This window comes from Pseudomonas sp. PNPG3 (genome assembly GCF_023093815.1).
In the GTDB taxonomy this organism is placed as follows: domain Bacteria; phylum Pseudomonadota; class Gammaproteobacteria; order Pseudomonadales; family Pseudomonadaceae; genus Aquipseudomonas; species Aquipseudomonas asiatica.
The window spans coordinates 107,506-133,878 of sequence record NZ_JALLKV010000011.1 but is presented as its reverse complement, the minus strand read 5'-3'; the positions used below and the strand labels follow the sequence as shown (position 1 = coordinate 133,878).

Here is a 26,373-nt window from a genome sequence, read left to right as displayed (position 1 = left end):
CCGCGTCGAGCATCAGGTTGGCGAAGCCGCCGCGTAGCTGGAAGTCCGGGTCGGCCGGATAACCCTCATGATCCGCGCGCCCGCCGTGGCCGGGTGGATAAGGTGAATCGCTGCCCTCCGGGACATCGAGCATGGCATGCAGGCTGCTTTCGGTTACGTCATGGGCAGCGTTGGCGGCCTGGGGTTTTCCAATACGAACAGCAGATGGGCCGGGCATGAAGAGGTCCTTGTCTTCCAGTTAGGCTGAAGACATGAACACTATCGGGGAATCAATTCTTCGAGGAGCGTGGTGCGTCCCAAAGCGCTGTAGGAATTTTCTCCTTTTGGCTTGTCTGGACGCTGTGATGCCGGAATTCCGGGGCCGCTCGGCGGCCCTTTCGCGACACAAGGCCGCTCCTGCAACGACTGCGCCAGCCCTTGTGTGGGTGGCGCACCGCCGCAAACATCAATCAGCCAAACAACCTGGCCAGGAAACCCAGCTTCTTCTTGTACGAGCGCCGAGCTTCCAGGGCTTCCTCCAGGCTTACCTCGAGGAACCGCGCCTGCTGGTTGGGCTGCATCTGCCCGATCAGATCCAGGTCGGCGCTGATCACCGTGCCGATCATGGCGTAGCCGCCACCCGACACCGCGTCACGGTGCAGGATGATCGGCTCCAGCCCCGCGGGCACCTGGATCGAGCCGATCGGGTAGCAGCTGTCAACGATGTTCGACGGGTCCGAGCCGGCCCCGAACGGCTGCTCCCGTGGCTGGAAGCTCAAGGCGCTGCCGCCCTTGTAGCGATAGCCGATACGGTCAGCCTCGGAGCCGACCGTCCAGGCTTCGGTGAAAAAGCTTTGCACCGCAGCCTTGGTCAGGCGGTGAAAATACAGCCCCGGCACCACCCGCAGCACCACCTCGCCGCCCAAGGCCTGGCGCAAGGCCATCGGCAGGCTCGCGCCGGCGCGGGTCTTGCCACTGGGCATGCCGACCGGCAACAGGTCACCCGCCATCAGCTTGCGCCCATGCAAGCCACCCAATGCACCCAACGCATAGGTGGAGCGGCTGCCGAGCACCTCGGGTACATCGATACCGCCGGCCACCGCCAGGTAGGCCCGGGCACCTGCAGTAGGGAAGCCGAAACGCAACACCTGCCCGGCACGTACGGCAAACGCGGTGTCCGGGCGTTGCTCGCGGCCATCGAGCAAGGCCGGCATCTGCGCCCCGCAAACCGCCACCAGGGCATCCTGCTGGAACTCCAGCTCCGGCCCCACCAGCGCACACTCAAGGCCCGCGGCGCCGGCCGGGTTGCCCACCAGGTGGTTGGCCGCCCTCAGGGCGTACTGGTCGAGGGCGCCGGACGGCGGGATGCCCAGGTGGTAGTAGCCTTCGCGGCCCAGGTCCTGCACCGAGGTAGCCAAGCCGGGTTTGAGTACCTTGATCATGCCAGCACCTCCTGCAGAGTCCGTGGATAACCGACCGGGTCGGCAAGGAACGCGTCCAGGGAGAATTCCACCGGGCGAATGCGCAGGTCGAAACGGCCTTCTTCGACATCCGCCACCGCCTGGTCGTAGGTGCGGCGGTCAATGGGTTTGAACTGCACGATGTCTCCCGGGCGGAAGAACACCATGTGCTCCTTCAGGTAGTTCAGCGTCTGCTGCGGGTCGTAGATAGGCGCCGGAGTGACGCCGAACATCTGGTAGCCACCTGCCCCGCGCACTGAATAGATGCAGCCGAAACAGCCGCCATGGCCAAGGGTGAGCTTGGGGGTGTCAGTACGCGGGCGCAGGTACTTGGGCACCTGCAGTTGCCGCTCTCGCTCGACCATCTGGAACATGAACGGCAGGCCGGCAACGAACCCGACCATCGACACGAACCACGGCGCGCCGCTGTGCGCGGCAATGAACCCCTCGACATCGGCCAGGCCGTTGATCCGCGCGGCGTACTCCAGGTCGGTGCTGCCCGGGGCCTGGTGGCGGTCACGAAAACGCATCAGTGTTTCATGGGTCCAGGGGTCGTTGTACAGCACTGGAATCTCGATGATCCGTGTCTGCAACGAGCGCTCGGCCACTGCCTGCGCTTCGGCACCGCGCACCGCCTCCAGCAGTGCCTGCGGCGCGATACGGTCCGGGTCGAAGCGAATCTGGAACGAGGCGTTGGCCAGGCACACATCCAGCACGCCATCCAGGGCCAGCCGCTCCACCGCGCGGGTGACTGCCATGCCCTTGAAAAAGGCCTCCAGCGACATGCTCTCGCTGACTTCGGCAAACAGGTGCTCGTCGGCGCCGAAGCTGTAGCGGATAGGGGTTGTAGCGAGCGGTTCGGCCATGACTGTTCCTTTTCTTGGAGTCTTTACAGAAAGGCAGGCGAAAGCAAATTGCACGGGCTCCGGCGTATACCTGCCGGATGCCCCACGGATTCAGCGTGGCGCACGCACCACGATACCGGCAGCGTCCAGCGCCTTGCGCGTGGCCTCGACCAGGTCGAGCGCCCCCGGGGTGTCGCTGTGCAGGCAGATGGAATCGAATTCGATGGCCAGGTCCTGGCCCTCGACCGTGCGCACCACGCCTTGCTGGCAAGCCCGCAACACCCGTTCAGCGACCGCTCCAGGTTCGTAGCCCCGCACATTGCGGGTGAACACGATCGAACCGCTCAGGTCGTACTCGCGGTCGGCGTAGAACTCGCGAATGACCGGCTGGCCAAGCTCCTGGGCGATGCGGCAGATCACCGAACCCGGCATGCAGTACAGCAGCAGCTCCGGCTCGATCACTCGCAGGTTCTCCACCAGCAGCCGTGCAGCTTCTTCGTCACGTGCCAGATGCATGTACAGGGCACCGTGCGGCTTGATGTGCTGCAGGCGCACGCCCTGGGCGCGGGCAATTTCACGCAGGGCGCCGAGCTGGTAGAGCATGTCGTCGACCAGTTCCTGGGCCGGGGCATTGATGTGCCGGCGACCGAAGCCGACCAGGTCGCGGAACCCAGGGTGCGCCCCCACTGCGACGCCCAGGGCCTTGGCCCGCTCGACGGTACGGCGCATGGTGCCGGGGTCACCAGCATGGAAGCCGGTGGCGATGTTGGCCGTGCTGATGTAGCCCATCAGCTCGTTGTCGACGCCGTCGCCAATCGTCCACGGGCCAAAGCCCTCACCCATGTCCGAGTTGAAATCCACCACCTGCATGACTGTCTCTCCTGGCGCTTGTGACTGCATGCAAGCCACGTTAGATTCTCCGCACCCCCTTGGGAAGATCTATAAACAGATAGGGTGTCTTCTGAAAATCAGATACCCCCGGGAGCTATCGTGTCACTGACCCTGCGCCAGGTCCGCTATTTCGTCGCCACCGCCGAGATCGGCCAGATTTCCCAGGCGGCAATCCACCTGAACATTTCCCAGTCTGCAGTGACCACGGCGATCAAGGAGCTGGAGGCGATGCTCGGCGTGCTGCTGTTCCAGCGCTCGGCGCAGGGCATGAGCCTGACCGAGGCTGGCCGGCACTTCCTCAACCGCGCCTACGTGATCCTGCGTAGCGTGGACGATGCGTTGAACAGCCCGCTGCCGGACGTGCGCGCCAGTGGCCTGCTGCGCCTGGCGGCAAGCTACACGGTGATCGGCTACTTCCTGCCCCATCACCTGCAGCGGCTGGAGCACTGGCATCCGGATGTGACCTTGGAGCTGTACGAGCAGGAGCGCAGCGCCATCGAGCAAGGGTTGCTGGAGGGTCGTTTCGACATGGCAGTAGTACTCACCGCCAACCTCACCCACCCGGACATCGTCTCGGAAACCCTGTTCAACTCCGAACGCCGCCTGTGGCTGCCTGGCAACCATCCGCTGTGCGAGCGCTCGGCGGTAAGCCTGGCCGATGTGGCCTGCGAGCCGTTCATCCTGCTGACCGTGGATGAGGCCGAGCAAAGCGCCATGCGCTATTGGGAACAGGCCGGGCAGCGGCCGAAAGTGCGGGTGCGGACCAGTTCGGTGGAGGCCGTGCGCAGCATGGTTGCCAATGGCAGCGGTGTAGCGATCCTGTCGGACCTGGTGCACCGGCCCTGGTCGCTGGAGGGCAAGCGTATCGAGACGGTGACCATCAGCGACCCGGTGACACCGATGAGCGTTGGGCTGGCCTGGCACCGGGAACGGGCGTTCAGCCCGGCGATGCAGGCTGTACGCAATTACTTCCATGATGCTTTTTTGGCACCGCAGCAGTTGTCGGCACGGCGCTGACCGTTCCCTGCAGGCCCGATCTCGTTGCGGGTACCCCTACAGCACCAAGGCAAAATGAAATCAGACAGAAATGTAATAATTTGCAAAGTTTTGTTAACAACGACCGTTGGGTCAGTGTCTGTCAGTTAAGGTTGCCGGCTTGACTGGGGCTGCATTGCAGCCCAAGCCTGCCATGGCGACAGCGGACATATCGCTGCGTGTCATGGTCACCGGCCAGGCAAGAATTGATTTTCCGGAGACAAGCATGCTTCGCATCTTTGAGCGCTGGCTCGATCCCTTCCCACCTGATGAGGTACCACCGCCACCGGTTGGCCTGTTGCGCTTCATGTGGGCCTGCACCCGGGGCGCACGCGGCTACATCCTGGCGCTTGCGCTGCTCAGTGCCGGGGTATCGATCTACGAAGCCTGGCTGTTCGCCTTTCTCGGCCAGGTCGTGGACCTGCTCTCGGCCTGGCAGGCCGGCGGTACCGTCGGCCCCGAAGAAACCCGGGTGCTGTGGGGTATCGGCATCGTCCTGCTGGTCAGCATCGGGTTGGTGGCGCTGCGCACCATGGTTCAGCACCAGGTGCTGGCGATCAACTTGCCGCTGCGGCTGCGCTGGGACTTTCACCGGCTGATGCTACGCCAGAGCCTGTCGTTCTTTTCTGACGAGTTTTCCGGTCGGGTCACCACCAAGGTGATGCAGACGGCACTGGCGGTACGCGATGTGTTGTTCACCATCATCGAGATCCTGCCCGGGATCGGGGTGTACTTCATCGCGATCATTGCCTTGGCCGGTGGCTTTGCCCTGAAACTCATGCTGCCATTCATTGCCTGGGTCGTACTGTTCGGCCTGGCCATGCTGTATTTCGTGCCACGCCTGGGCAAGGTCGGCCAGGAGCAGGCCAATGCGCGATCGTCGATGACCGGGCGGGTGTCCGACGCCTACACCAACATCACCACGGTGAAGCTGTTCTCGCACGCCAACCGCGAAGCGCACTTCGCGCGCGCGGCCATGGAGGACTTCAAGCAGACCGGCTTTCGCCAGATGCGTCTGGTCAGCCAGTTCGAAATCGTCAACCAGGCGCTGGTGGTGGGCTTGATCATCGCTGCCGGTGGCTATGCGCTGTGGCTGTGGCACCAGGGCCAGGTCGGTACCGGGGCGGTGGCGGCGATCACCGCCATGGCCTTGCGTATCAACGGCATGTCGCACTGGATCATGTGGGAGATAACCTCGCTGTTCGAAAACATCGGCACCGTGCAGGACGGTATGGCCACCCTCACCCGCGGCCCCAAGGTAAAGGATGCGCCGGATGCTGTGGAGCTGGTAACCACAGGGGGCGCGGTGAGTTTTGACAAGGTCAGCTTCAACTACAACGGCGAGCGTCAGGTGCTCAACGACCTGAGCCTGCACATTCGCCCGGGCGAAAAAGTCGGCCTGGTCGGCCGCTCCGGCGCCGGCAAGTCCACCTTGATCAACCTGCTGCTGCGCTTCTACGACGTGGACCGTGGTGAAATCCGCATCGACGGGCAGAACGTGGCCAAGGTCACTCAGGACAGCCTGCGCGCGGCGATCGGCATGGTCACCCAGGACACCTCGCTGCTGCACCGCTCGATTCGCGACAACATCGCCTATGGCCGCCCCGATGCCACCGAAGCGCAGATCCGCGCCGCTGCGGCCAATGCCCAGGCCGATGGTTTCATCAGCCAGCTCAGCGACCGCCAGGGCAACACGGGTTACGACACCCTGGTGGGAGAGCGCGGCATCAAGCTGTCTGGTGGCCAGCGCCAACGCATCGCCATTGCCCGAGTGATGTTGAAGAACGCGCCGATCCTGCTGCTGGACGAAGCCACGAGTGCGCTGGACTCGGAAGTGGAAGTGGCCATTCAGGAGAGCCTGGATGAAATGATGCAAGGCAAGACCGTCATCGCCATCGCCCACCGGTTGTCGACGATTGCCGCCATGGACCGGCTGATCGTGATGGATGAAGGGCGCATCATCGAGCAAGGCACCCATGCGGAACTGCTGGCGAAGAACGGTACTTATGCGCGGTTGTGGCAGCACCAGAGCGGCGGGTTCCTGGGTGAGGACCAGGGTGTGGCCGAGGCGATGGAGTAGGCCTGTATGGGAGCGGGCCCGGCGAACACCGGCAAAGCCGGTGCCATGCGTCGACCTCCATCAGTTTCCATCGCGACGATGGACTGAGCTCAATCCTGGCCCTCAACCAAACACGTGCGAAGGCCGGCGCAGCACCGGGTCAAACGGGTTGACCCGTTCGCCAATCGCCGTCGCCTCGCGCTTGAGCAGCGCCACCACGGTCGGCATGCGGTTGGGCCCCAGGCGGTCGCTGATGGTCGCCACGCTCAGGGCCGCCACCGCATGGCCGTTGCGATCGAGGATCGGCACCGCCAGGCCGGCCATGCCATCGAGCACTCCGGTATTGCGCCCGGCATAGCCGAGGCTGCGCACATTGTCGATTTCGGCGCGCAGCATGACTTCGTCGTAATGGTGGAAATCCTTCAGCCGCGGCAGGTTGTAGCGGATCACCTCGTCGCGCTCCTCCTCCGGCAGGAAGGCCAGGATTGCCAGGCTGCCCTGCCCCACCCCCAAGGCCACACGGCCGCCAATATCGCCGGTGAAGGTACGGATCGGGTATGGCCCTTCGCTGCGGTCCAGGCACACCGCATCGAACCCCGAGCGCGCCAGCAGGAACAGCGAATCGCCCAACGAGGCCGACAGCCGCAGCAGGCTGGGGCGCACCACATCACGCAGGTTGCCGGCTTGCCCGGCCTTGGCCGCCAGGGCAAAAAAATCCAGGCTCAGCCGGTAGCGCTTGCTGGTCGCGCACTGGTCGACCATGCCTTCTTCAATCAGGCTGCGCAGCAGGCGGTGGGTTGTGGGTTGCGCCAGGCCAACCCGCTGCGCCAGCTGGCTGACCTTCTCGCCCTCGCCGCCGCATTCTCCCAGCGCACGCAACACGGCGAACAAACGCGACACCGCACCGACACCTACTTCCTTGGCCTGCACATTTCGTTTATCGGAATCCATTTTTCGTCAAACCCTTAAAAATTCCATTCAGTGGAATAATTTCAAAATAGCTGTCACCCAGTGAAATTACCCTTTGTCGCCATCCTAATCATTGCCCTACTCTCCGGTCCATAGGGCGATATCACAACATCGGCCGCCGCCACAGAAGCGAGCGCCAACGTCCGTAAAAGCATTGCTTTTCGCCGCTGGCGCTCTGCCCACCCTGAAACTGCCGGTTGACCCCGGTTCCGTTTGCGATGGAGCACAGCCATGACCTTTCTGTTGATCGACAAGCTTTGCAAGCGCTATGGCGCCACGGAGGCAGTGGCCAGCTCGTCACTGGCCATCGAGAAAGGCGAGTTCGTCTCCCTGCTTGGCCCTTCGGGCTGCGGCAAGACCACTACCCTGCAAATGATTGCCGGCTTCGTCGAGGTCACCAGCGGCCGCATTGTCCTCGACGGCCGCGACATCACCCACGCCAAGCCGGCCAGCCGAGGCCTGGGCGTGGTGTTCCAGAGCTACGCGCTGTTCCCGCACATGACCGTGCGCGACAACGTCGCCTTCGGCCTGCGCATGCGCAAGGTGGCCAACGCCGACATCGCCCGCCGGGTCGACCAGTCCCTGGCGCTGGTGCGCCTGGACAAGCATGCCGAGCGCTACCCGCGAGAACTCTCCGGCGGCCAGCGTCAGCGGGTGGCCCTGGCCCGCGCACTGGTGATCGAACCGCCGGTGCTGCTACTGGACGAACCGCTGTCCAACCTGGACGCCCACCTGCGTGAAGAAATGCAGTTCGAGATCTGTCGCATCCAGAACGAGGTCGGCATTACCACCTTGATGGTCACCCACGACCAGGCCGAGGCCTTGTCGATCAGCGACCGGGTGGTGGTGATGGAGGCCGGGCGCATTACCCAGGTAGATGACCCCTACCGCCTCTACGAACACCCGGGTACGCCCTTCATTTCCGATTTTGTCGGCAAGGCCAACCGCCTGCGCGGCGTAACCGGCCCCGGCGGGCAACCGCAGGCCAATGCCCAGGGCCCGCTGACCCTCAGCCTGCGCCCGGAAAAAATCAGCCTCGGCCCGGCCGGTAGCGGCAGGCTCCCAGGCCGCATCAGCTGCCGCTACTTCCTCGGCAGCCAGTGGCTGTATCGGGTCGACACTGCTCTGGGCAACCTGGCCGTGGTGCGTGCCAACGACGGCAACACACCGCTGGATGAAGGCACACAGGTCGGCCTGGACTGGAACGACGCCCTGCTGCGGGTACTGAACGTTGACGAGGTGGCGGCATGAGCGCGGCAAAGCTGCGCAGCAGCGCCTGGGGCTACGGCCTCAGCAGCCCGGCGCTGCTGTTGTTCCTGGCCTTGCTGGTGGTGCCACTGGGGCTGACCGTGCTGCTGTCGTTCAACGCGTTCGACTACAGCAGCGGCATCCAGGCCGGCCAGTACACCCTCGGCCATTACCTGAGCCTGGTGACCGACACCTACTACTACGAGATCTTCTTCCGCACCTTCTGGATCAGCGCCCTGGTCACCCTGCTTTGCGTGCTGATCGGCATCCCCGAGGCCTTGGTGCTCAGCCGCATGGGCGCGCCGTGGCGCTCGATCTTCCTGATCCTGGTGCTGACCCCGCTGCTGATTTCGGTGGTAGTGCGGGCCTTCGGCTGGAGCCTGCTGCTGGGCGCCGACGGCCTGGTCAACCAGGGCATCACTGCCCTCGGCGGCCAGCCGGTGAAGCTGCTGTATACGCCCTTTGCAGTGATCATCGGCCTGGTCCACGTGATGCTGCCGTTCATGATCATCCCGGTGTGGACCTCGCTGCAGAAGCTCGACCCGGCTGCCGAGCAAGCCGCGCTGTCACTGGGTGCCAGCCAGTGGACGGTGTTCCGCCGCATCGTGCTGCCACAGATCATGCCCGGCGTGCTGTCAGGCACGCTGATCGTGTTCGGCCTGGCCGCCAGTTCGTTCGCCATCCCCGGCCTGCTGGGCGGGCGCCGGCTGAAGATGGTCGCCACCATGATCTACGACCAGTACCTGGCCGAACTGAACTGGCCGATGGGTGCCACCATCGCCGTGGCCCTGCTGCTGATCAACCTGCTGGTGATGCTCAGCTGGAACCGGCTGGTCGAACGCCGCTACAAACGCGCACTTGGAGTCTGAACCGATGACCCGTAACGGCCCGCTGGCCCTGTCCTTTCACGCCCTGGTGATGCTGTTCATGCTCGCCCCGCTGGTGGTGGTGTGCCTGGTGGCATTCACCCCGGAAAACACCCTCAGCCTGCCCACCGCCGGCTTCTCGCTGCGCTGGTTCAGCGCCGTGTTCGAGCGTGCCGATTTCCTCGATGCGTTCTACAACAGCCTGAAACTCGCGGCCCTGGCTGCCACGCTGGCCACTCTGATCGCCGTGCCGGCGGGCCTGGCGATCACCCGCTACAGCTTCCCCGGCCAAGGCTTTCTCAACGGCCTGCTGCTATCGCCGATCATCATCCCGCACCTGGTGCTGGGTGTGGCCTTGCTGCGGCTGTTCGCCCTGCTGGGGGTCAATGGCAGCTTCGCCTGGCTGGTGTTCGCCCATGTCGTGGTGATTACCCCCTACGTGCTACGCCTGGTACTGGCTGCAGCCATCGGAATCGATCGCAGTGCCGAGCAGGCTGCGCAAAGCCTGGGCGCTGGCCGGGTCACGCTGTTCTGCAAGGTCACCCTGCCGATGATCCTGCCCGGTGTAGCCGGCGGCTGGCTGCTGGCCTTCATCAACAGCTTCGACGAAGTGACCCTGTCGATCTTCGTCACCTCGCCTGCCACCCAGACCCTGCCAGTGCGCATGTACGTATACGCCACCGAATCCATCGACCCGATGATGGCCGCCATCTCGGCGCTGGTTATCGCCGTCACCGCCCTGACCATGGTCGCCCTGGACCGCGTATATGGCCTGGACCGCGTGCTGGTGGGCAAGCAATGACAAGGAATGCTCCCATGCCCCTGTTCAAGCGCGTGGCCGAACACGACCGCGAGCCTGTGCCTTTCCTGCTCGACGGCCAACCGGCCAAAGGCATGAGCGGCGATACCCTGCTGACTGCCATCCTGACCAATGCCGGGCACCTGCGCGGCAGCGACTTCAACGCCGAACCACGCGCCGGCTTCTGCCTGATGGGCGCCTGCCAGGACTGCTGGGTACGCCTGCAGGATGGCCGTCGGGTACGCGCCTGCTCGACCTTTCTGGAACCGGGCCAGTGCGTGACCCGCGACCCGGGGCGCCAGCCATGAGTGCGATCGTGATCATCGGCGCCGGCCCGGCCGGCATCCGCGCCGCGCAAACCCTGGTAACCCACGGCCTGCGCCCGGTGTTGCTGGACGAAGCCAGCCGCGGCGGCGGGCAGATCTACCGCCAACAGCCGACCAACTTTCGCCGCTCGGCCAAAGCCTTGTACGGCTTCGAGGCAGGAAAAGCGCAAGCCGTGCACACCACCCTTGAGCAACTGCGCGGGCAGGTCGACTACCGCCCGGACACCCTGGTATGGAACGCCGAGCAGCAAGTGCTGGACACCTTGCAACAGGGCCAACTGGCCGACCGCCTGGCGTTCGACCGGGTGATCGTCGCCACCGGTGCCACCGACCGGGTGTTGCCGATACCCGGCTGGACCCTGCCTGGGGTCTATACATTGGGCGCTGCGCAAATCGTCCTGAAGTTCCAGGGCTGCGCGATCGGTGAACGGGTGGTGCTGGCCGGCAGCGGGCCGCTGCTGTACCTGGTGGCCTACCAGTACGCCAAGGCCGGTGCCACGGTCAGCGCGGTACTCGACACCTCACCGTTCAGCGCCCAGGTGCGTGCCCTGCCACGCCTGCTTCTACAACCGGGCACCTTTGCCAAGGGCCTGTACTACCGAGCCTGGCTGGCCCGCAAGGGTGTGCCGGTGCACCAAGGCGTGACCCTGCTGGGTATCGACGGCGAGCAACGTGCCAGCGGTGTGCGCTGGTCGCACAATGGCCAACAACACGACTTGCCGTGCGACGCCGTGGCATTCGCCCACGCCCTGCGCAGTGAAACCCAACTGGCCGACCTGCTGGGTTGCCAATTCGCCTGGAGCGTGCTCAACCGCGCCTGGCTACCGGTACGTGACGCCCAGGGCCGGGCCACCAGCCCTGGCGTGTACCTGGCGGGCGATGGTACCGGCATCCTCGGTGCCGACGGTGCCGAGATGAGCGGTGAACTGGCCGCCCTGACACTGCTGGCCGACCTTGGCAAGCCCGGCAACCCGCAGCGCCAGCAGCAACTGGAAAGGCGCCTGGCCACCTTGCAGCGCTTCCGCCAGGGGCTGGAGCAGGCCTTTCCATTCCCCGAGCAGTGGGCCCGGCAAGCCCCGGACGAGCTCACCGTGTGCCGCTGCGAGCAGATCAGCGCCGGGGAAATCCGCGCCACCGTGCGTGCCGGGCACTGGGAAATCAACCGGGTCAAGGCCATGTGCCGAGTCGGCATGGGCCGCTGCCAGGGCCGCGTGTGCGGTGCAGCTGCCGCCGAGTTGATCGCCTGCGAAAGCGGTCGGGCCATTGACCAGGTAGGGCGCCTGCGTGGCCAGGCACCGGTCAAGCCCCTGCCCTTTGGCCTGGAGATAAAACCATGAAGCTGATCGAAGTGGACGCCATCATCGTCGGCGGCGGCATCATCGGCAGCAGCGCGGCCTTGACCCTGGCCCGCGCTGGTCGGCAAGTGGCATTGCTGGAACGCGACTTCTGCGGCTCGCATTCCAGCGGAGTGAACTACGGCGGTGTGCGCCGCCAGGGCCGCTCGTTGGCCCAGCTGCCGTTGTCGATGCGCGCCCATGCCATCTGGGGGAATCTGCGCGAATGGATCGGCATCGATGGCGAATACGCCCGCAGCGGCCACCTGAAGCTGGCCCGCAGCGAAACCGACTTCGATGCCTTGAAGGCCTATGCCCGGCGTACCCAGGCTTTTGACCTTCGCCTGCAACTGTTTGAACGACGCGAACTGCGCCAGCGCTTCCCCTGGGTAGGCGATATCGCCGTCGGCGCCTCGTACTGCCCCGAGGACGGCCATGCCAACCCACGGCTGGTGTCACCGGCCTTCGCCCAGGCGGCCAGGCGCAGCGGCGCCCAGGTGCATGAACAGTGCAAGGTGCTGGAGGTGGGACACGACGGCCACCACTTCAGCGTACACACCAGCAGCGGCCAAGGCTTCAAGGCGCCCTGGCTGTTGAATTGCGCCGGCGCCTGGTCGGCGCAATTGGCCGAGCGGTTCGGCGAGCCGGTGCCGCTGACCGCGGCCCACCCAGCCATGCTGGTCACCGAGCCGCTGCCGCTGTTCATGACCGCCAGCACCGGGGTCGAAGGCGGCGGCATCTATGCCCGCCAGGTGGCGCGTGGCAACTGCGTGCTGGGCGGCGGGCGCGGTTTTGCCCTGACCCCGACCACCGCACGCCCGGGCCAGGCCGCAGTGCTCGACATCCTGCACAACGCCACCGAGCTGTACCCGGCACTGGCCGGCGCCCAGGCCATTCGCACCTGGAGCGGCACCGAAGGCTACCTGCCCGATGACGAACCGGTGCTCGGCCCCAGCCTGCACCAGCCCGGCCTGCTGCATGGTTTCGGCTTTGCCGGTGCCGGCTTCCAGATAGGCCCGGCTGCCGGTGAAGCGTTGGCGCAATGCATCCTGCACGGCGCGCCGACGCTCAGCCTGGCGGCTTTTTCCATCAACCGCTTTCAGCCCAACCACCACAAGGAAAACCTGTCATGACGCACAAGCAACGTTTGCTCGCCCTGTTCTGCACCGTGCCCGGCCTGTTCGCCTGCCTGCCCGCCATGGCCCAACCCACGCTGTACCTGGGCATGAACGGCGGCACCATGGAACGGCTGTTCAGCGACAATATCCTGCCAAAGTTCGAGCAGGCCAACGGCGTGAAGGTGGTGATTGTCCCCGGCACCTCGGCCGACATCCTGGCCAAGGTCCAGGCCACGCCGAACAAGCCGTCGATCCATGTGATGGTGCTGGATGACGGCATCATGTACCGCGCCATCGGCATGGGCCTGTGCAGCACGCTCAAACCCAACCCGACCTTGGCCCAGTTGCCGGAAAAGGCCCTGATCAAGGACAAGGCCGCCGCAGTCAGCCTGGGCGTGACCGGGCTTGCCTACAACAGCCGCCTGTTCAAAGCCAATGGCTGGGCGGCGCCCACCTCGTGGAACGACCTGGCTGACCCGCGCTTCAAGGACAAGGTGGTGTTCCAGTCGATGGCATCGTCCACCTTCGGCCTGCATGGTTTCCTGATGTACAACCGCCTGCACGGCGGTAGCGATACCGATGTCAACCCGGGCTTCACGGCCTGGCAGAAGAACGTGGGCCCGAACGTGCTGGAATACATCCCCAACTCGGCCAAGCTCTCGGAAATGGTGCAAACCGACGAAGCCGCGCTGTTCCCGCTCACCCCCACCCAGGTGACGGCGCTGAAGCTCAAAGGCATCCCGGTGGAGTACGCCGCGCCCAAGGAAGGTGCCGTGGTGCTCAACCAGGCCGAATGCGTCACGGCCAACAACGACCAGCCGGAACTTGCGCAGAAGCTCGCCGAGTTCCTGCTCAGCCCCGAGGCGCAGTCGCCGGCACTGGAGCTGGGTGACCAGATCCCGTCCAACCCCAACACCCCCACCAGCGACAAGACCCGTGGCCAGGTCGAAGCCATGCAGACCTACCTGCAGACTGCCGTGACCATCGACTGGGACCAGGTCAACACCCAGCGCCCCGAATGGAACGCGCGCTGGAACCGCCAGATCGAGCGATAAGCCGAGGGCCTGGGCCGCTCCCACCCCTTTGGGCTGCGCTGTCACGTATAGAACGGAATTCACAAGCGGTCCGCGTACCCTGTGGGAGCGGCTTTAGCCGCGAAGAATCCAGCGCGGTGCATGGCACCGGCTGCGCCGGTGTTCGCGGCTGAAGCCGCTCCCACAGGGTCCCGGCTAGCTCAATGAATCATGTTCAGTTCTATGAGATCGAGTTTCCCGCGAGAAGGCAACACGCCTCCAAACCCTAACACCTCAATCCAGCACCGGCCGCAACAACGCCTGGGCCTCGTACAGGGTCGGCAGATACCGCAAGCGTATTTCATCCACACTCAACCGCGAAGCATGGGTGGTGATGGTCAACGTCGCTTTCAGCCGGCCAGCCCGGTCCAACAGTGGCACACCCAGCACGCGCATGCCGATTTCATACTCCTGGTCCACGATACAGAACCCCTGCTCCTTCACCCGCAGCAACTCCGCCTCCAGCTGCAACCGGTCCGTCTGCGTATAAGGCGTCAACCCTCGCAGCGGGTTACGCGCAAAGTAGGCATCCCGCTCCACCTCATCCAGCCAGGCCAGCCAGACACGCCCACCGGCAGTGCAATACATCGGCACCCGCGAACCCGGCCGGATCGACAACGAAGACACATGGCTGTAGCGGCTGCGTACCAGGTGGATGATCTCGTCACCATCACGGGTACCTACCGACACATGCTCCTGGGTCTGCCGCGCCACCTGCTCGACGATCGGCCGCAGCATGCGCGGCAGTTGCGCCGAGTCCACATACGCCTGGCCAAGGCGCAGCGCCTTGGGCGTAAGCCAGTACTCACGGCTGTCGGTTTCGGCAAACCCTTCGTGCACCAAGGTCAACAGAAACCGCCGCGCGGCACTGGGGGTAAGGCCGGACAACCTGGCCGCCTGCGGCACGCTAAGGCGCGGCTGCTCGGCGCTGAACAGCTGCATCAGCGCCAGGCCCTTCTGCAAGCCGGCGATCAGGTCACGGGGGTGGATAGCGGGGGTGTTCATCTATTCGACTCGCAAGCAGGGCAAAAACAGCCGATTACCGCGATAACCGGATCAATGGTGCGATTATCGCATTAAACGCCCGATCAGCGCATTGTTGCCCACGCCCCCTTGCCTCACCCTTGGCCTGCATAACAACGCCAATAAGGAGGTCAGCATGATTCGTGGTTCGACTGAACTGGTCGCCATCGTCGGTTCGCCCATTGCCCAGGTGAAGTCCCCCGAAAACTTCAACACCTGGTTCGCCAACAACAACTGCAACCTCGCCATGCTGCCCATCGACCTGCAGGAGACCGCGCTGAATACCTTTGCCGGCACTCTGCGTGGCTGGCAGAACCTGCGCGGTTGCGTGGTCACCGTGCCGTACAAGCAGGCCCTGGCCAGCCGCCTTGATAGCCTGAGCGAGCGCGCAGCCGCGCTGGGCTCGGTCAATGTGATTCGCCGAGAGCGTGACGGGCGACTGCTGGGCGACAACGTGGACGGCGCCGGCTTCCTCGGTGCTGCGCGCAAACATGGCTTCGAGCCGGCCGGCAAGCGTGCGTTGGTAATCGGTTGCGGCGGGGTCGGCAGTGCCATTGCCTATGCACTGGGCGAGGCCGGCATCGCCAGCGTCACCCTCAGCGACCCCAGCACAGCGCGCATGGGCGCTGTGTGCGAGCTGCTCGGCAATGCCTTCCCCACGGTCGAAATCGCCACCCGGGTCGACGGGCTGGAAGGCTTCGACCTGCTGGTCAACGCCTCCCCTGTCGGCATGGGCGGTAGCGCGGAGCTGCCACTGCCTGCCGCCCTGCTCGCCACCTTGCAACCCGAAACCCTGGTCGCCGATGTGGTCACCTCGCCCGAGATCACCCCGCTGCTGAACCGGGCACGCCAGGTTGGCTGCGCGGTCCAGACCGGCCCGGAAATGGCCTTCGCCCAACTCGGCCACCTGGGCGCCTTCATGGGCGTCACGCCGCTGGAGATCTGAAGCCATGCCGACACATGAACATGCGCAACACAACTTTGACCTGGTCGTGCTGGGCAGCGGCGCCGGTGGCCTTACCGCTGCCGCCACCGCCGCCCGCCGGGGGCTGAAAGTGCTGGTGGTGGAAAAGGCCGAGCACTTTGGCGGTACCTCGGCAATTTCCGGTGGGGCGGTGTGGCTCTATGGTACTGATCAAGCCCGCGCCGCTGGTGCGGTGGATTCCCCCGAGGCCATTCGCACCTACCTCAGGCAGGTCATCGGCGACGGCTATGACCCCGCGCTGGTCGACGCCTTCATCGAGCATGGCCACCAGGCGCTGCGCTGGCTGGAGCAGAACACCGAACTGCGCTACGCCCTGCGCCCGCATTCGCCGGACTACTACCCGGACGCCCCCGGTGCCACCCAGTTTGGCCGGGCGCTGGAGATGGTCGAGTACGACGGCAGGCAGCTCGGCCCGCACTTCAAGGACCTGCAGATGCCGCCGCCCGGCATGTTGCTGTTCGGCGGCATGATGGTCAACCGCGTGGATATCCAGCACTTTCTCAGTATTCGCCGCTCGCCCCGGTCGCTGTGGCATTGCCTCAAGCTGATGGCGCGTTACGCGCGGGACCGCCTGCATCATCCGCGTGGCACCCGCCTTACCACCGGCAACGCCTTGATCGCCCGCCTGGCCAGCAGCGCCTTCGCCCATGGCACCCAGCTGTGGTTGCGCAGCGAAGCCCTGGAGCTGATCGTCGAACGCGGCGTGGTCACCGGCGTGGTGGTGCAACGCGAAGGGCGCCGTGAACGGGTGCTGGCCCGGGGCGGTGTGGTGTGCGCCATGGGCGGGTTCGCTGCAGGCGCGCTGGCCGACAGCTACCGGCCGGCCCGGCAGGCGCCGCACCTGACCATGTCACCGCCCAGCAATGACGGCGCTGCCCTGCGCCTTGGCCAAGCCGTGGCCGCTGCCCAGGGTGAGGGTCTGGTGGCCAACTTCTTCTGGGCACCGGTTTCGGAACTGCGCCATGTCAGTGGCGAGCGTGAGCGCTTCCCGCACCTGGTCACCGACCGCGCCAAGCCGGGGGTGATCGCGGTGGGCCCGGACGGGCGACGCTTCGTCAACGAGTCCGATTCCTACCACCACTTCGTGCAGACCATGTTCGCCAAAGGCATCGCCAGCTGCTGGCTGGTCTGCGATGCCGAAGCGATGAACCGCTACGGCCTGGGCCTCGCGCGGCCAAAGCCGGTGGACAACCAGGCGTTGATCCATGCCGGCTACCTGCACCGCGCCGCAACAGCGCAGGCACTGGCCAAGACCATTGGTGTCGACCCACAGGTATTCATGCAGACCCTGGAGCAGTTCAACGCCGACGCCCGCAACGGCATCGACCGCGCGTTCGGCAAAGGCGGCAACAGCTACAACCGCTACATGGGCGACCCGCAACACACGCCCAACCCATGCCTGGCGCCGCTGACCAGCGGCCCGTTCTACGCCATCCGCATCCACACCGGCGACCTTGGCTCAGCCCGCGGCCTGGTGACCAACGCCCAGGCCAACGTGCTGAACCGCGATGGCCAGCCGATTGCCGGGCTTTATGCAGTGGGCAACGACATGAACTCACTGATGAAAGGCACCTACCCCGGCCCCGGCATCACCTTGGGCCCCGCCCTCACCTTCGGCTGGCTCGCTGCCAACCACATCGCCGCGCGCCTGCAGGCGCCAACCACCCAAATGGAGACCCCAGCATGTACTACGAACTGAGAACCTACACCCTGGACCCACTGAAAATGGCCGACTGGCTGAGCCTGTACCAAAGCCACGCGCTGGAGGTGCAAAGCGAGCATCTCGGTAACCTGGTCGGCTTTTTCACCAGCGAGTTCGGCGAGGTCAACCAGGTGGTGCATATCTGGGGCTATGCCAGCCTCGACGAACGCATGGCACGCCGCGCAGCCATGGCAGCGGACCCCCGTTGGGCAGAGTTCTCAAGGCGCAATCGCGAGCTGGGCGCGGTGCTGCGCTTGCAGTCGCGAATGCTGCGGCCCACCGGCTTTTCGCCGCTGCAGTAAAACTAAAACCTTCCTCCAATGCCTGAGCGGAACCCCACGATGCAACCCCTCGAATGTGACGTACTCGTCATCGGCTCCGGTGCCTCTGGCCTGGCTGCCGCCGTTACTGCCGCCCATCACGGCCAGCAGGTGATCGTCGCGGAAAAAGCCAGCCAACTGGGCGGCACCAGTGCCTGGTCGGGGGGCTGGCTGTGGATACCGCGCAACCCGCTGGCCATTGCAGAAGGCATCGTCGAGACCGACGATGCCCCGGAGCGCTACCTGCGCGGGCAAACCCACGTCAGCGAACTGGACCCGCGCCAGCGCGCCTTCCTGCATTATGGCCCGGAGATGGTGGCGTTCTTCCAGCAACACACCGCCGTGCAGTTCCAGTGCGGCAGCCGCATGCCCGACATGCGCGAGGGCGATGGCAGCACGCGCGGTGGTCGTTCGCTGTGCGCCCTGCCATACGACGGGCGCCTGCTCGGGCCCTGGCTGCACAAGCTGCGCCCACCGCTGGACATCGTCAGCCTGGCCGGCATGGGCATTGCCGGCGGCGCCGACATGGCCGCCTTCTTCAACGCCACACGCTCGCCCACGGCCGCGCTGCATGTGGGCAAACGCCTGCTGCGCCATTGCCGCGATCTGCTGCTGCACCGCCGCGGCCTGCAACTGGTCAATGGCAACGCCCTGGTGGCACGGCTGCTGCGCAGCGCCTTGGACCTTGGCGTGACGCTACTGACCGACAAGCCGGCCAGCCGCCTGCTGGGCGAAGGCCGGGTCAGCGGCGCACAGTTTGCCGACGGTCAGATGATCCACGCCCGCCGCGGTGTGGTGCTGGCCTGCGGTGGCTTTGCGCATGATCGCCAGCGCATCGCGCAACTGATGCCGCATGCGCCGGACGGTACCCGGCATTACTCCGCAGCCCCCAGGGAAAACAGCGGCGACGGCCTGCACCTGGGCGAACAGGCCGGTGGCCTGGTCCAGGCGACCACGGCCCATGCGGGTGCCTGGGTACCTGTGTCGCGGGTGCCGCGCAGCGATGGCAGTTTCGGCCATTTCCCGCACTTGGTCGATCGCGCCAAACCCGGCTTCATCGCCGTGCGCCGCGATGGCCGGCGCTTCGTCAACGAGGCCGATTGCTACCACGACTTCATGAACGCACTGTTCGCCGCCACGCCAAAGGGTGAAGCGCCGGAAGCCTGGCTGATCTGCGACCATGCCGCGCAACGTCGCTATGGTATCGGCTGGGCCAAGCCCTTCCCTTTCCCCACCCGTCACTATCAACGCTGCGGTTACCTGCACAGCGGTCGCACGCTGGAGGAACTGGCGCAGCGCTGCGGGATCGACGTCGAGCAGTTGCAGCGCACGGTGGACGGCTTCAACCGCCATGCAGCCCAGGGTGAAGATCCGCTTTTCCGGCGCGGTGTATCGGCCTACAACCGGGCGCAGGGCGAGCCGTCGCAAGCCCCCAATCCGTCGCTGCGGCCACTGCTGCACGGGCCGTTCCACGCAGTGAAACTGTTGCCAGGCAGCCTGGGTACCTTCGCCGGCCTGGGCACGGATGCCTCGGCCCGGGTACTAGACCGCAATGCGCGGCCGATCCCCGGGCTGTATGCGGTGGGCAACGACATGCACAGCGTGATGGGCGGGCACTACCCGAGTGGCGGTATCACACTGGGGCCGGGGATGACATTCGGTTATCTGGCTGGTAGAGCGTTGAGTACCTTGACCACCTGAATTCACGTTGCCCCTTGCCTCGCCCGCAGGCCCAACGCAACCGTTCGGTAACCGAACACTAGCCCCTCCCCTTAATTGACGCTGCCGCCTTCACTGCTCACCATGCACCGGCCTTGCGTGCCCCCTGCCTGGGAACTGGTCACGTACTCGCAGCACCACAGCTGAATACAATTTCAAGAATCGAGCAGTTTATGAACCACTCCAAGATCACCCCCGCCGCCCCCCGGATGCCCCAGGGTTCGATCGGCGACAAGCTTCGCGGCGCCTTCGGCGTCGGCAAGACCCGTTGGGGCATGCTCGCCCTAGTGTTCTTCGCCACCACCCTGAACTACATCGACCGTGCCGCGCTCGGCATCATGCAGCCCGTACTGGCCAAGGAAATGAGCTGGACGGCGATGGACTACGCCAACATCAACTTCTGGTTTCAGGTCGGCTACGCGGTCGGCTTCCTGCTGCAGGGCCGGCTGATCGACAAGGTCGGGGTGAAGCGCGCGTTCTTCTTCGCCGTGCTGCTGTGGAGCCTGGCCACCGGCGCTCACGGCCTGGCCACCTCGGCCGCTGGCTTCATGGTGTGCCGCTTCATCCTCGGCCTGACCGAGGCCGCCAACTACCCGGCCTGCGTGAAGACCGTGCGCTTGTGGTTCCCGGCTGGCGAGCGGGCCATCGCCACCGGCCTGTTCAATGCCGGCACCAACGTCGGCGCCATGGTCACACCGGCCCTGCTGCCGATGATTCTGGCCGTGTGGGGCTGGCAGGCCGCGTTCATCGCCATGGGCAGCCTGGGCCTGGTGTGGGTGGTGCTGTGGGTGTTGAAGTACTACAACCCTGAAGATCACCCGCGCGTGCGCCAGAGCGAGGTGGAGTACATCCAGCAGGATGACGAGCCCGAGCCAACCCGCGTGCCGTTCAGCCGTATCCTGCGCCTGCGTGGCACCTGGGCCTTCGCGGTGGCCTACGCGATTACCGCACCGGTGTTCTGGTTCTACCTGTACTGGCTGCCACCGTTCCTCAACCAGCAATACAGCCTGGGCATCAACGTGACCCAGATGGGCATCCCGCTGATCATCATCTGGCTGACGGCGGACTTCGGCAGCATCGGCGGCGGCATCCTGTCTTCCTGGCTGATCGGCCGTGGCGTGCGCGCGACCACCGCGCGGCTGGTGTCGATGCTGATCTTCGCCTGCACCATGGTCAGCGTCACCTTTGCCGCCAACGCCAGTGGCCTGTGGGTCGCGGTGGCGGCCATCTCGCTGGCGGTGGGTGCGCATCAGGCATGGACGGCGAATATCTGGAGCTTGGTGATGGACTACACGCCCAAGCACCTGGTGAGTACCGTGTTCGGTTTCGGCAGCATGTGCGCTGCGATTGGCGGGATGTTCATGACGCAGATCGTCGGTAGCGTGCTGACCGCTACCAATAACAACTATGCCGTGTTGTTCACCATGATCCCGGCGATGTACTTCCTGGCGCTGGTGTGGATGTACTTCATGGCGCCGCGCAAGATCGAGAGCGCCTGAACGCGCTGACCATTTTCCTCTAGGGGCCCTTGCGGGCCCTTTTTTTGATCAGTCCGATGAACGCACTGTGTGGGGTCGCGCCTGAGTCAAGACATGCGCTGTACCTGTGGGAGCGGCTTCAGCCGCGAAGAATCCAACGCGGTGCCTGGCACCGGCTGCGCCGGTGTTCGCGGCTAAAGCCGCTCCCACAAGGGCTTCACAGGGCTCAAGCCATGCGCTGTACCCGTGGGAGCGGGCGTGCCCGCGAACACGGGCGGTAGCCCGTGCCATGCGCCGCGCTCTATCAATCAGACTCTGGCCAACACTGCCATGGCCTTCTCCAGCGCCATGCGCGCACGCTGTTCGCCGCTCATGCCCTGTTCCAGCAACTGCCGTGTGGGGATCTCCAGGCTCAACGGCACATTTGGCGGCAAGCCGCGCAGCAGGCCGACCAGATCGGCATCGCCCTCGCCCGGGAAGCGCCGCTCGTTGCGTGCCTGACGCAGGATCTCTTCCATCTCGGCCGGCACCGGGCCGGCAACGTCGCACAGCTGGGCATAGCGCATGCGCTGCGGTGCCAGTTGCGCCAGATCGTCCAGCGAAGAACCGGAGCGGTTGAAGTGGAAGGCATCCACCAGCACACAGCCATTGGCACGGTCAGCGTTGGCCACCACCCGCATGGCCTGGCGCAGATCACGCACATCAGTCCAGGGCATGAACTCCAGATGCGGATGGATGCCATACCCCACCGCCAGGTCACACAACGCAGCAAAGCGCTCGGTCAGCCGCGCTTCATCCGGGTCGTTGCCAGCCACCAGCAGCTCCGTGCCGCCCAGCTCGGCGCCCACCGCCAGGATCGGCTCGAAATCGGCGACACAGGTTTCCGGCTTCAGCCTCAGGATCTCCAGGTCGAGCACCTTGATGCCCGTGTCGCGCAGGCGCGCCTGGGTCTGCCGGCGCAGGCCGGCATCGGCCACCAGCGGGAAATGCTGCTCCTGCTCGGTGGCGGGCACCAGGCGCAGGCCAACGTGGCTGTAACCGGCGCGGGCTGCTGCCTCGACCATGTCCGGCGGGGACAGCTCGAGTACCGTCAGCGCTGCCAGAGAGAAAATTCGATCAGTCATTATCGTCACCCGACAATTCAAGCAATGTGCTCGGGCACACAGGCCCGGCCAGTTTCCGCTGCCTGGCGGATCGCCTCGATCAGCGCCAGGGTACGGCCACCATCGGCGGCATCGATCAGCGGCGCCTGTTCACCCCGGGCAACCCGTACGAAGTGTTGCAACTGCAAGGTCAATGCCTCGCCGGCGGGGATGCTTTCCTCGCTCTGCAACAACGGCGTGTGCCAGCCCGACCCGGCCTCGGCGTAGTGCCAGCGCTTGAGTTGCGGAATGCTCAGCGCCCCCTGGGTGCCGGCCAGGAGGTAGCACGGCTGGCCATCCTGGCGCGGGTAGACCGGGCTTTCGCCGGAGTCCAGCTCCCAGCTCCACGGCGCGGCCACCGCGTCGGAGCCAGTCAGGCTGCCCAATGCTCCATTGGCGAACTGCAGTAGCACCGCGGCGCTGTCCTCGTTGGCAAAACCGCGCACATCGTTGCGGGTGAATGCCTGCACCTGTACCACCTCGCCGCACAGGTGGCGCAGCAGGTCGAGGTCATGGATCAGGTTGGTCAGCAGGAAGCCAGCGCCCGGCTCGCGGCGCCAGGGGGTGTCGAAATAGCTGTCGGGCTTTTGCAACTGCCACAGCGCGGTGACGTTGATCAATCGGCCCAGCTTGCCGTCGGCAATCACCTGGTGAGCCTTGGCGATCAGCGGGTTGTGCCGGCGATGATGGCCGACCAGCACCGGCACATCGTGGCGGCGCGAGGCTTCCACCAGCGCGCGGACTTCATCCAGGTGCACGCCCACCGGTTTTTCGACCAGCACCGGTACACCGGCCTCGACGCAGTCCAGGGCGGTGGCGACATGCAGGTTGTTCGGGTTGGCGACGATCACTGCCTCGGGGCGCGCGTGCTCCAGCATCTGGCGGTGGTCGGCAAAACAGGGCACGCCGCATTCGGCGGCAAAGGCCTCGGCCTGCGGGCCCGGGTCGGCCACAGCGCACAGCTGGGCCTGCGGCACATTCAGCAAATGCTGGTAATGCTGGCGGCCCATGCTGCCGGCGCCGATCAAGGCAATACGAAGGGGTGCGTTCAACAGCCTGTCCTCTTGTCATTGTTGTCATGCGGATTCCGGAATCTGATTCCACAATCCACATTCGACAATTTAGAACCAGGTTCATCTTTTAAGAAGAAGCCGCAGGACAGAGTGTGCGGTAATCGACCGGAAATGCACCTTCAGGCGAACAACTCACTGGCCCGGCTGGCCGCCGATAGTTCCTCTGCCGCCGCCAGCAACAGCGGCGCCAGTTCTGCCAGGCGGCTTTGCGCCAGGCGCGCACTGGGCCCGGCAATGCTCAGCACACCGATCACCTCGTCACTTTGCGGGCGGCGCACCACCGCAGCCAGGGCCGAGGTGCCAATGGCCGAGGTTTCCTCGACCCAGGCATAGCCGCGCTCGCGAGCGCGGCGCAGGTAGCTGAGCAACTCGTCGGTGGAGCGCGGCGCATTCGGGCCGAACTGCGCCGGGTCGGCAATACCCTGGCGCAACACCATCTGCAGCGCCTGCTCATCGTCCAGGCTGGCCAGCCAGGCATGCCCGGACGCGGTGTAAAACAGCGGCGCGTCGCGGCCCATGTCCGGGTCATAGCGCAGCCCGGAGCGGGCACCCTGGGACTTGGCGATCCAGGTCTGGCGGGCGCCGTCGATCACGCCCAGACGCACCAGTTCGCCGCTGTCCTGGGCCAGGCGGTCGAGAATCGGCTGAATGATGTCGGCACCGCTGCTGGCCAGGTAGCGGAAGCCCAGCGCCACCAGCTTGGCCGACAGCTGGTAGCGGCTGTTATCCCGGTTCTGCCGCACATAGCCCAGCCGCACCAGTTCGGTGAGCATGCGATGGGTGGCGCTCTTGGGGATATCCAGGCGCTCGGCCAGGGTTTGCAACGGCAGCCCTTGCGGCTCACCGGTAAGGCTTTCTACAAGACTGAAGGCGCGTTCGATCTGACTACCAGCCATGACACAGGTCCCTGAAATTTCTGCGAATTCTAGAAGATGATTCCACACCGCCGATAGCCGCCGCAGCAAGGGCTGCACGAACTGTCCGGTTATCGCCCATTACTTGCCCGGAAGGGCCGCCATACCCTTGCGGGCCGATTCGCTGCCAATAAGAATGTGGAACCTTGTTCCAATAACAATACAGGAATCCCGCAATGCCTTCCGCTCCCTACGAAACCGAATGCGATGTGCTGGTCATAGGTTCTGGTGCCGCCGGGCTGGCTGCGGCCGTGACGGCGGCCTGGCATGGGCAGAAGGTGATCGTGGTTGAGAAGGAGCCAGTGTTCGGCGGCGCCACCGCCTGGTCCGGTGGTTGGGCCTGGGTGCCGCGCAACCCGCTGGCACGCCGGGCCGGCATCGAGGAAGACATCGAGCAGCCGCGTACCTACCTGCGCAATGAACTGGGGGCGTATTACAACGCCGAACGCGTCGACGCCTTCCTCGAAGCCTGCCCGCACATGGTGGCGTTTTTCGAAAAGCACACGGCGCTGCAGTTTGCCGACGGCAACGGCATCCCCGACATGCATGGCGACACACCGGGCGCGGCCCAGGGCGGGCACCAGGTGATTGCCGCGCCCTATGACGCCCGCGAGGTGGGTGCGCTGCTGCCACGCCTGCGCAAGACCATGCGCGAAACCTCGTTCATGGGCATGCCGATAATGGCGGGTGCCGACCTTGCCGCGTTCCTCAACATGACCCGCTCGCCCAAGGCCTTGCTGCACGTGTGCAAACGCTTTGGCCGCCACCTGTACCACCTGGCCCGGTATGGCCGGGCGATGCACCTGGTCAACGGCGTGGCGCTGGTGGCCCGCCTGGCCAGGTCGGCACAAGACCTGGGCGTGCGCCTGCAGGAATCGGCGCCGGCCAAACGCCTGCTGGTCGAGGATGGCCAGGTGCGGGGCGCGCTGGTGGCTACACCGCTGGGCGAGCAACTGATCCGTGCCAAGGCCGTGGTGCTTGCGGCGGGTGGCTTCCCCAACGACAACGCCCGCCGCCAGCAACTGTTCCCGCGCGATGCCAGTGGCCATGACAACCTGGCCCTGCCCCCCAAGGGTTGTTCGGGTGACGGCCTGCGCCTGGGCGAGTCGGCCGGCGGTGTGGTCGCTACCGACCTGAAGTCGCCGGTGGCCTGGGCGCCGGTTTCGCGAGTGCCGCACCGCGACGGCAGCGTCGGCCATTTCCCGCACATCATCGAACGAGGCAAACCGGGCATCATCGGCGTGCTGGTCAACGGCAAGCGTTTCGTCAACGAAGCGCATGGCTACTACGACTACGTGTCAGCGATGATCGCGGCGGTGCCGCAGGGCGAAGAGGTGTGTTCGTGGCTGGTCTGCGACCACCGTTTCCTGCGCCGCTACGGCCTGGGCCACGCCCGCCCGGCGCCACTGCCGGTGTGGCCGCACGTGCGTAGCGGCTATCTCAAGCGGGCTGCCACCCTCGAGCAGTTGGCCCAGGCCTGCGGCATCGACCCGGTAGGGTTGCGCGCCACGGTCAGCGACTTCAACAACCATGCCCGCAACGGTCAGGACCCGGCGTTCGGCCGAGGTTCCACACCGTTCAACCGCAAGCAGGGTGACCCGCAGCACAAGGGGCCAAACCCTTGCGTGGCGCCTATCGAACATGGGCCGTTCTATGCAGTGAAGGTGCAGCCCGGCTGCTTTGGCACCTTTGCCGGGCTGCGCACCGACGGGAATGCCCGGGTGCTGGATGAAGCTGGGCAGCCGATTGCTGGCCTGTATGCGGCGGGTACCGACATGGCCAGCGTGTTTGGCGGCTGGTATCCGTCGGGTGGTATCAACCTGGGCCCGGCGCTGACCTTTGGCTATGTGGCCGGGCGGCATATTGCCGGGGCGCAGGGGTATGAATGAGGTGAGCGGGTCACTGATGGCTGTGCCCTGTGGGAGTGCTGAAACATCTCGAGTGCCTGAGCCGGCCCTTTCGCGGGTAAACCCGCTCCTACAGGATCCTGTAGGAGCGGGTTCACCCGCGAAGAG

Annotated in this window: 23 protein-coding genes and 1 pseudogene; 15 read left to right on the top strand and 9 right to left on the bottom strand. The window is 65.3% G+C overall.

Translation table 11 applies throughout. The annotated features are described in order from the left end of the window. The 4 genes and pseudogenes from MJ643_RS10575 to MJ643_RS10560 form a co-directional block, all read right to left on the bottom strand. A pseudogene (locus MJ643_RS10575) lies at positions 1-217 on the bottom strand (DotU family type IV/VI secretion system protein); the annotation flags it as partial. Positions 218-449: 232 nt separating this feature from the next. Next, positions 450-1,421: a biotin-dependent carboxyltransferase family protein gene (locus MJ643_RS10570; protein WP_023661548.1), complete on the bottom strand. Its 972-nt coding sequence runs from the start codon at positions 1,419-1,421 to the stop codon at positions 450-452. Further along, a complete protein-coding gene (locus tag MJ643_RS10565) occupies positions 1,418-2,305 on the bottom strand; it encodes an allophanate hydrolase subunit 1 (RefSeq protein WP_024086807.1) in 888 nt (295 codons plus the stop codon). Before MJ643_RS10565 ends, MJ643_RS10570 begins: the two co-directional genes overlap by 4 nt. Positions 2,306-2,395: 90 nt before the next feature. Further along, entirely contained in the window at positions 2,396-3,154 is a 759-nt protein-coding gene (locus MJ643_RS10560; RefSeq protein WP_013972122.1) for a 5-oxoprolinase subunit PxpA, read from the bottom strand. 120 nt (positions 3,155-3,274) lie between these two features. Here MJ643_RS10560 and MJ643_RS10555 point away from each other — a divergent pair, with 120 nt between their 5' ends. Next, the gene (locus MJ643_RS10555) at positions 3,275-4,192 is read left to right on the top strand and encodes a LysR family transcriptional regulator (protein WP_023661550.1); all 918 of its coding nucleotides are present in this window, start codon (positions 3,275-3,277) and stop codon (positions 4,190-4,192) included. A 244-nt stretch (positions 4,193-4,436) separates the two neighbouring features. Continuing rightward, a complete protein-coding gene (locus MJ643_RS10550; RefSeq protein ID WP_024086806.1) occupies positions 4,437-6,290 on the top strand; it encodes an ABC transporter ATP-binding protein in 1,854 nt (617 codons plus the stop codon). Between the two features lie 102 nt (positions 6,291-6,392). Here the strand turns inward: MJ643_RS10550 and MJ643_RS10545 are convergent, their stop codons facing one another. After that, positions 6,393-7,220, bottom strand: a complete 828-nt coding sequence (locus MJ643_RS10545) for an IclR family transcriptional regulator (RefSeq protein ID WP_024086805.1) — start codon at positions 7,218-7,220, stop codon at positions 6,393-6,395. Between the two features lie 249 nt (positions 7,221-7,469). On the opposite strand from MJ643_RS10545, the gene MJ643_RS10540 reads away from it, so the two are divergent. From MJ643_RS10540 to MJ643_RS10510, 7 genes are read left to right on the top strand one after another with little or no spacing between them, the layout of a single operon-like run. Then, entirely contained in the window at positions 7,470-8,489 is a 1,020-nt protein-coding gene (locus tag MJ643_RS10540; RefSeq protein ID WP_047595416.1) for an ABC transporter ATP-binding protein, read from the top strand. Then, a complete protein-coding gene (locus MJ643_RS10535; RefSeq protein WP_013972117.1) occupies positions 8,486-9,355 on the top strand; it encodes an ABC transporter permease in 870 nt (289 codons plus the stop codon). The genes MJ643_RS10540 and MJ643_RS10535 overlap by 4 nt, the downstream gene beginning before the upstream one ends. A 4-nt stretch (positions 9,356-9,359) precedes the next feature. Then, complete coding sequence (locus tag MJ643_RS10530; protein WP_024086803.1) at positions 9,360-10,154, top strand: ABC transporter permease; 795 nt, start codon at positions 9,360-9,362, stop codon at positions 10,152-10,154. A 14-nt stretch (positions 10,155-10,168) separates the two neighbouring features. After that, positions 10,169-10,459, top strand: a complete 291-nt coding sequence (locus MJ643_RS10525) for a (2Fe-2S)-binding protein (protein WP_024086802.1) — start codon at positions 10,169-10,171, stop codon at positions 10,457-10,459. Continuing rightward, positions 10,456-11,814 carry an FAD/NAD(P)-binding oxidoreductase gene (locus MJ643_RS10520; protein ID WP_247726790.1) on the top strand — a complete coding sequence of 453 codons (1,359 nt, stop codon included), beginning with the start codon at positions 10,456-10,458 and terminating at the stop codon, positions 11,812-11,814. Before MJ643_RS10525 ends, MJ643_RS10520 begins: the two co-directional genes overlap by 4 nt. Then, positions 11,811-12,944, top strand: a complete 1,134-nt coding sequence (locus MJ643_RS10515; protein ID WP_038409324.1) for an FAD-dependent oxidoreductase — start codon at positions 11,811-11,813, stop codon at positions 12,942-12,944. The genes MJ643_RS10520 and MJ643_RS10515 overlap by 4 nt, the downstream gene beginning before the upstream one ends. After that, entirely contained in the window at positions 12,941-13,984 is a 1,044-nt protein-coding gene (locus MJ643_RS10510) for an ABC transporter substrate-binding protein (RefSeq protein ID WP_013972112.1), read from the top strand. The genes MJ643_RS10515 and MJ643_RS10510 overlap by 4 nt, the downstream gene beginning before the upstream one ends. A gap of 252 nt (positions 13,985-14,236) precedes the next feature. On the opposite strand, the gene MJ643_RS10505 is transcribed toward MJ643_RS10510, so the two are convergent. Beyond that, a complete protein-coding gene (locus MJ643_RS10505; RefSeq protein WP_013972111.1) occupies positions 14,237-15,007 on the bottom strand; it encodes an IclR family transcriptional regulator C-terminal domain-containing protein in 771 nt (256 codons plus the stop codon). Positions 15,008-15,161: 154 nt separating this feature from the next. On the opposite strand from MJ643_RS10505, the gene MJ643_RS10500 reads away from it, so the two are divergent. The 5 genes from MJ643_RS10500 (at position 15,162) to MJ643_RS10480 (ending at position 21,250) form a co-directional block, all read left to right on the top strand. Then, complete coding sequence (locus MJ643_RS10500) at positions 15,162-15,971, top strand: shikimate dehydrogenase (RefSeq protein WP_024086799.1); 810 nt, start codon at positions 15,162-15,164, stop codon at positions 15,969-15,971. A gap of 4 nt (positions 15,972-15,975) precedes the next feature. Further along, a complete protein-coding gene (locus MJ643_RS10495) occupies positions 15,976-17,709 on the top strand; it encodes an FAD-dependent oxidoreductase (protein ID WP_013972109.1) in 1,734 nt (577 codons plus the stop codon). Further along, complete coding sequence (locus tag MJ643_RS10490; RefSeq protein ID WP_013972108.1) at positions 17,694-18,014, top strand: NIPSNAP family protein; 321 nt, start codon at positions 17,694-17,696, stop codon at positions 18,012-18,014. The genes MJ643_RS10495 and MJ643_RS10490 overlap by 16 nt, the downstream gene beginning before the upstream one ends. A gap of 39 nt (positions 18,015-18,053) precedes the next feature. Then, on the top strand, positions 18,054-19,733 hold the full coding sequence (locus MJ643_RS10485; protein WP_023662477.1) for an FAD-dependent oxidoreductase: 1,680 nt from the start codon (positions 18,054-18,056) through the stop codon (positions 19,731-19,733). Positions 19,734-19,924: 191 nt separating this feature from the next. After that, entirely contained in the window at positions 19,925-21,250 is a 1,326-nt protein-coding gene (locus tag MJ643_RS10480; RefSeq protein ID WP_015269991.1) for an MFS transporter, read from the top strand. 287 nt (positions 21,251-21,537) lie between these two features. On the opposite strand, the gene MJ643_RS10475 is transcribed toward MJ643_RS10480, so the two are convergent. The 3 genes from MJ643_RS10475 to MJ643_RS10465 all read right to left on the bottom strand — a co-directional run bounded on the left by MJ643_RS10475 (position 21,538) and on the right by MJ643_RS10465 (position 24,340). After that, a complete protein-coding gene (locus MJ643_RS10475; RefSeq protein WP_023662478.1) occupies positions 21,538-22,353 on the bottom strand; it encodes a sugar phosphate isomerase/epimerase in 816 nt (271 codons plus the stop codon). A 17-nt stretch (positions 22,354-22,370) separates the two neighbouring features. Then, positions 22,371-23,423, bottom strand: a complete 1,053-nt coding sequence (locus MJ643_RS10470) for a Gfo/Idh/MocA family oxidoreductase (RefSeq protein ID WP_023662479.1) — start codon at positions 23,421-23,423, stop codon at positions 22,371-22,373. Positions 23,424-23,563: 140 nt separating this feature from the next. Further along, on the bottom strand, positions 23,564-24,340 hold the full coding sequence (locus MJ643_RS10465) for an IclR family transcriptional regulator (protein WP_023662480.1): 777 nt from the start codon (positions 24,338-24,340) through the stop codon (positions 23,564-23,566). 194 nt (positions 24,341-24,534) lie between these two features. Here MJ643_RS10465 and MJ643_RS10460 point away from each other — a divergent pair, with 194 nt between their 5' ends. Next, positions 24,535-26,247, top strand: coding sequence for an FAD-dependent oxidoreductase (locus MJ643_RS10460; protein WP_024086796.1), 1,713 nt, complete (start codon positions 24,535-24,537; stop codon positions 26,245-26,247). Positions 26,248-26,373 lie beyond the last annotated feature (126 nt).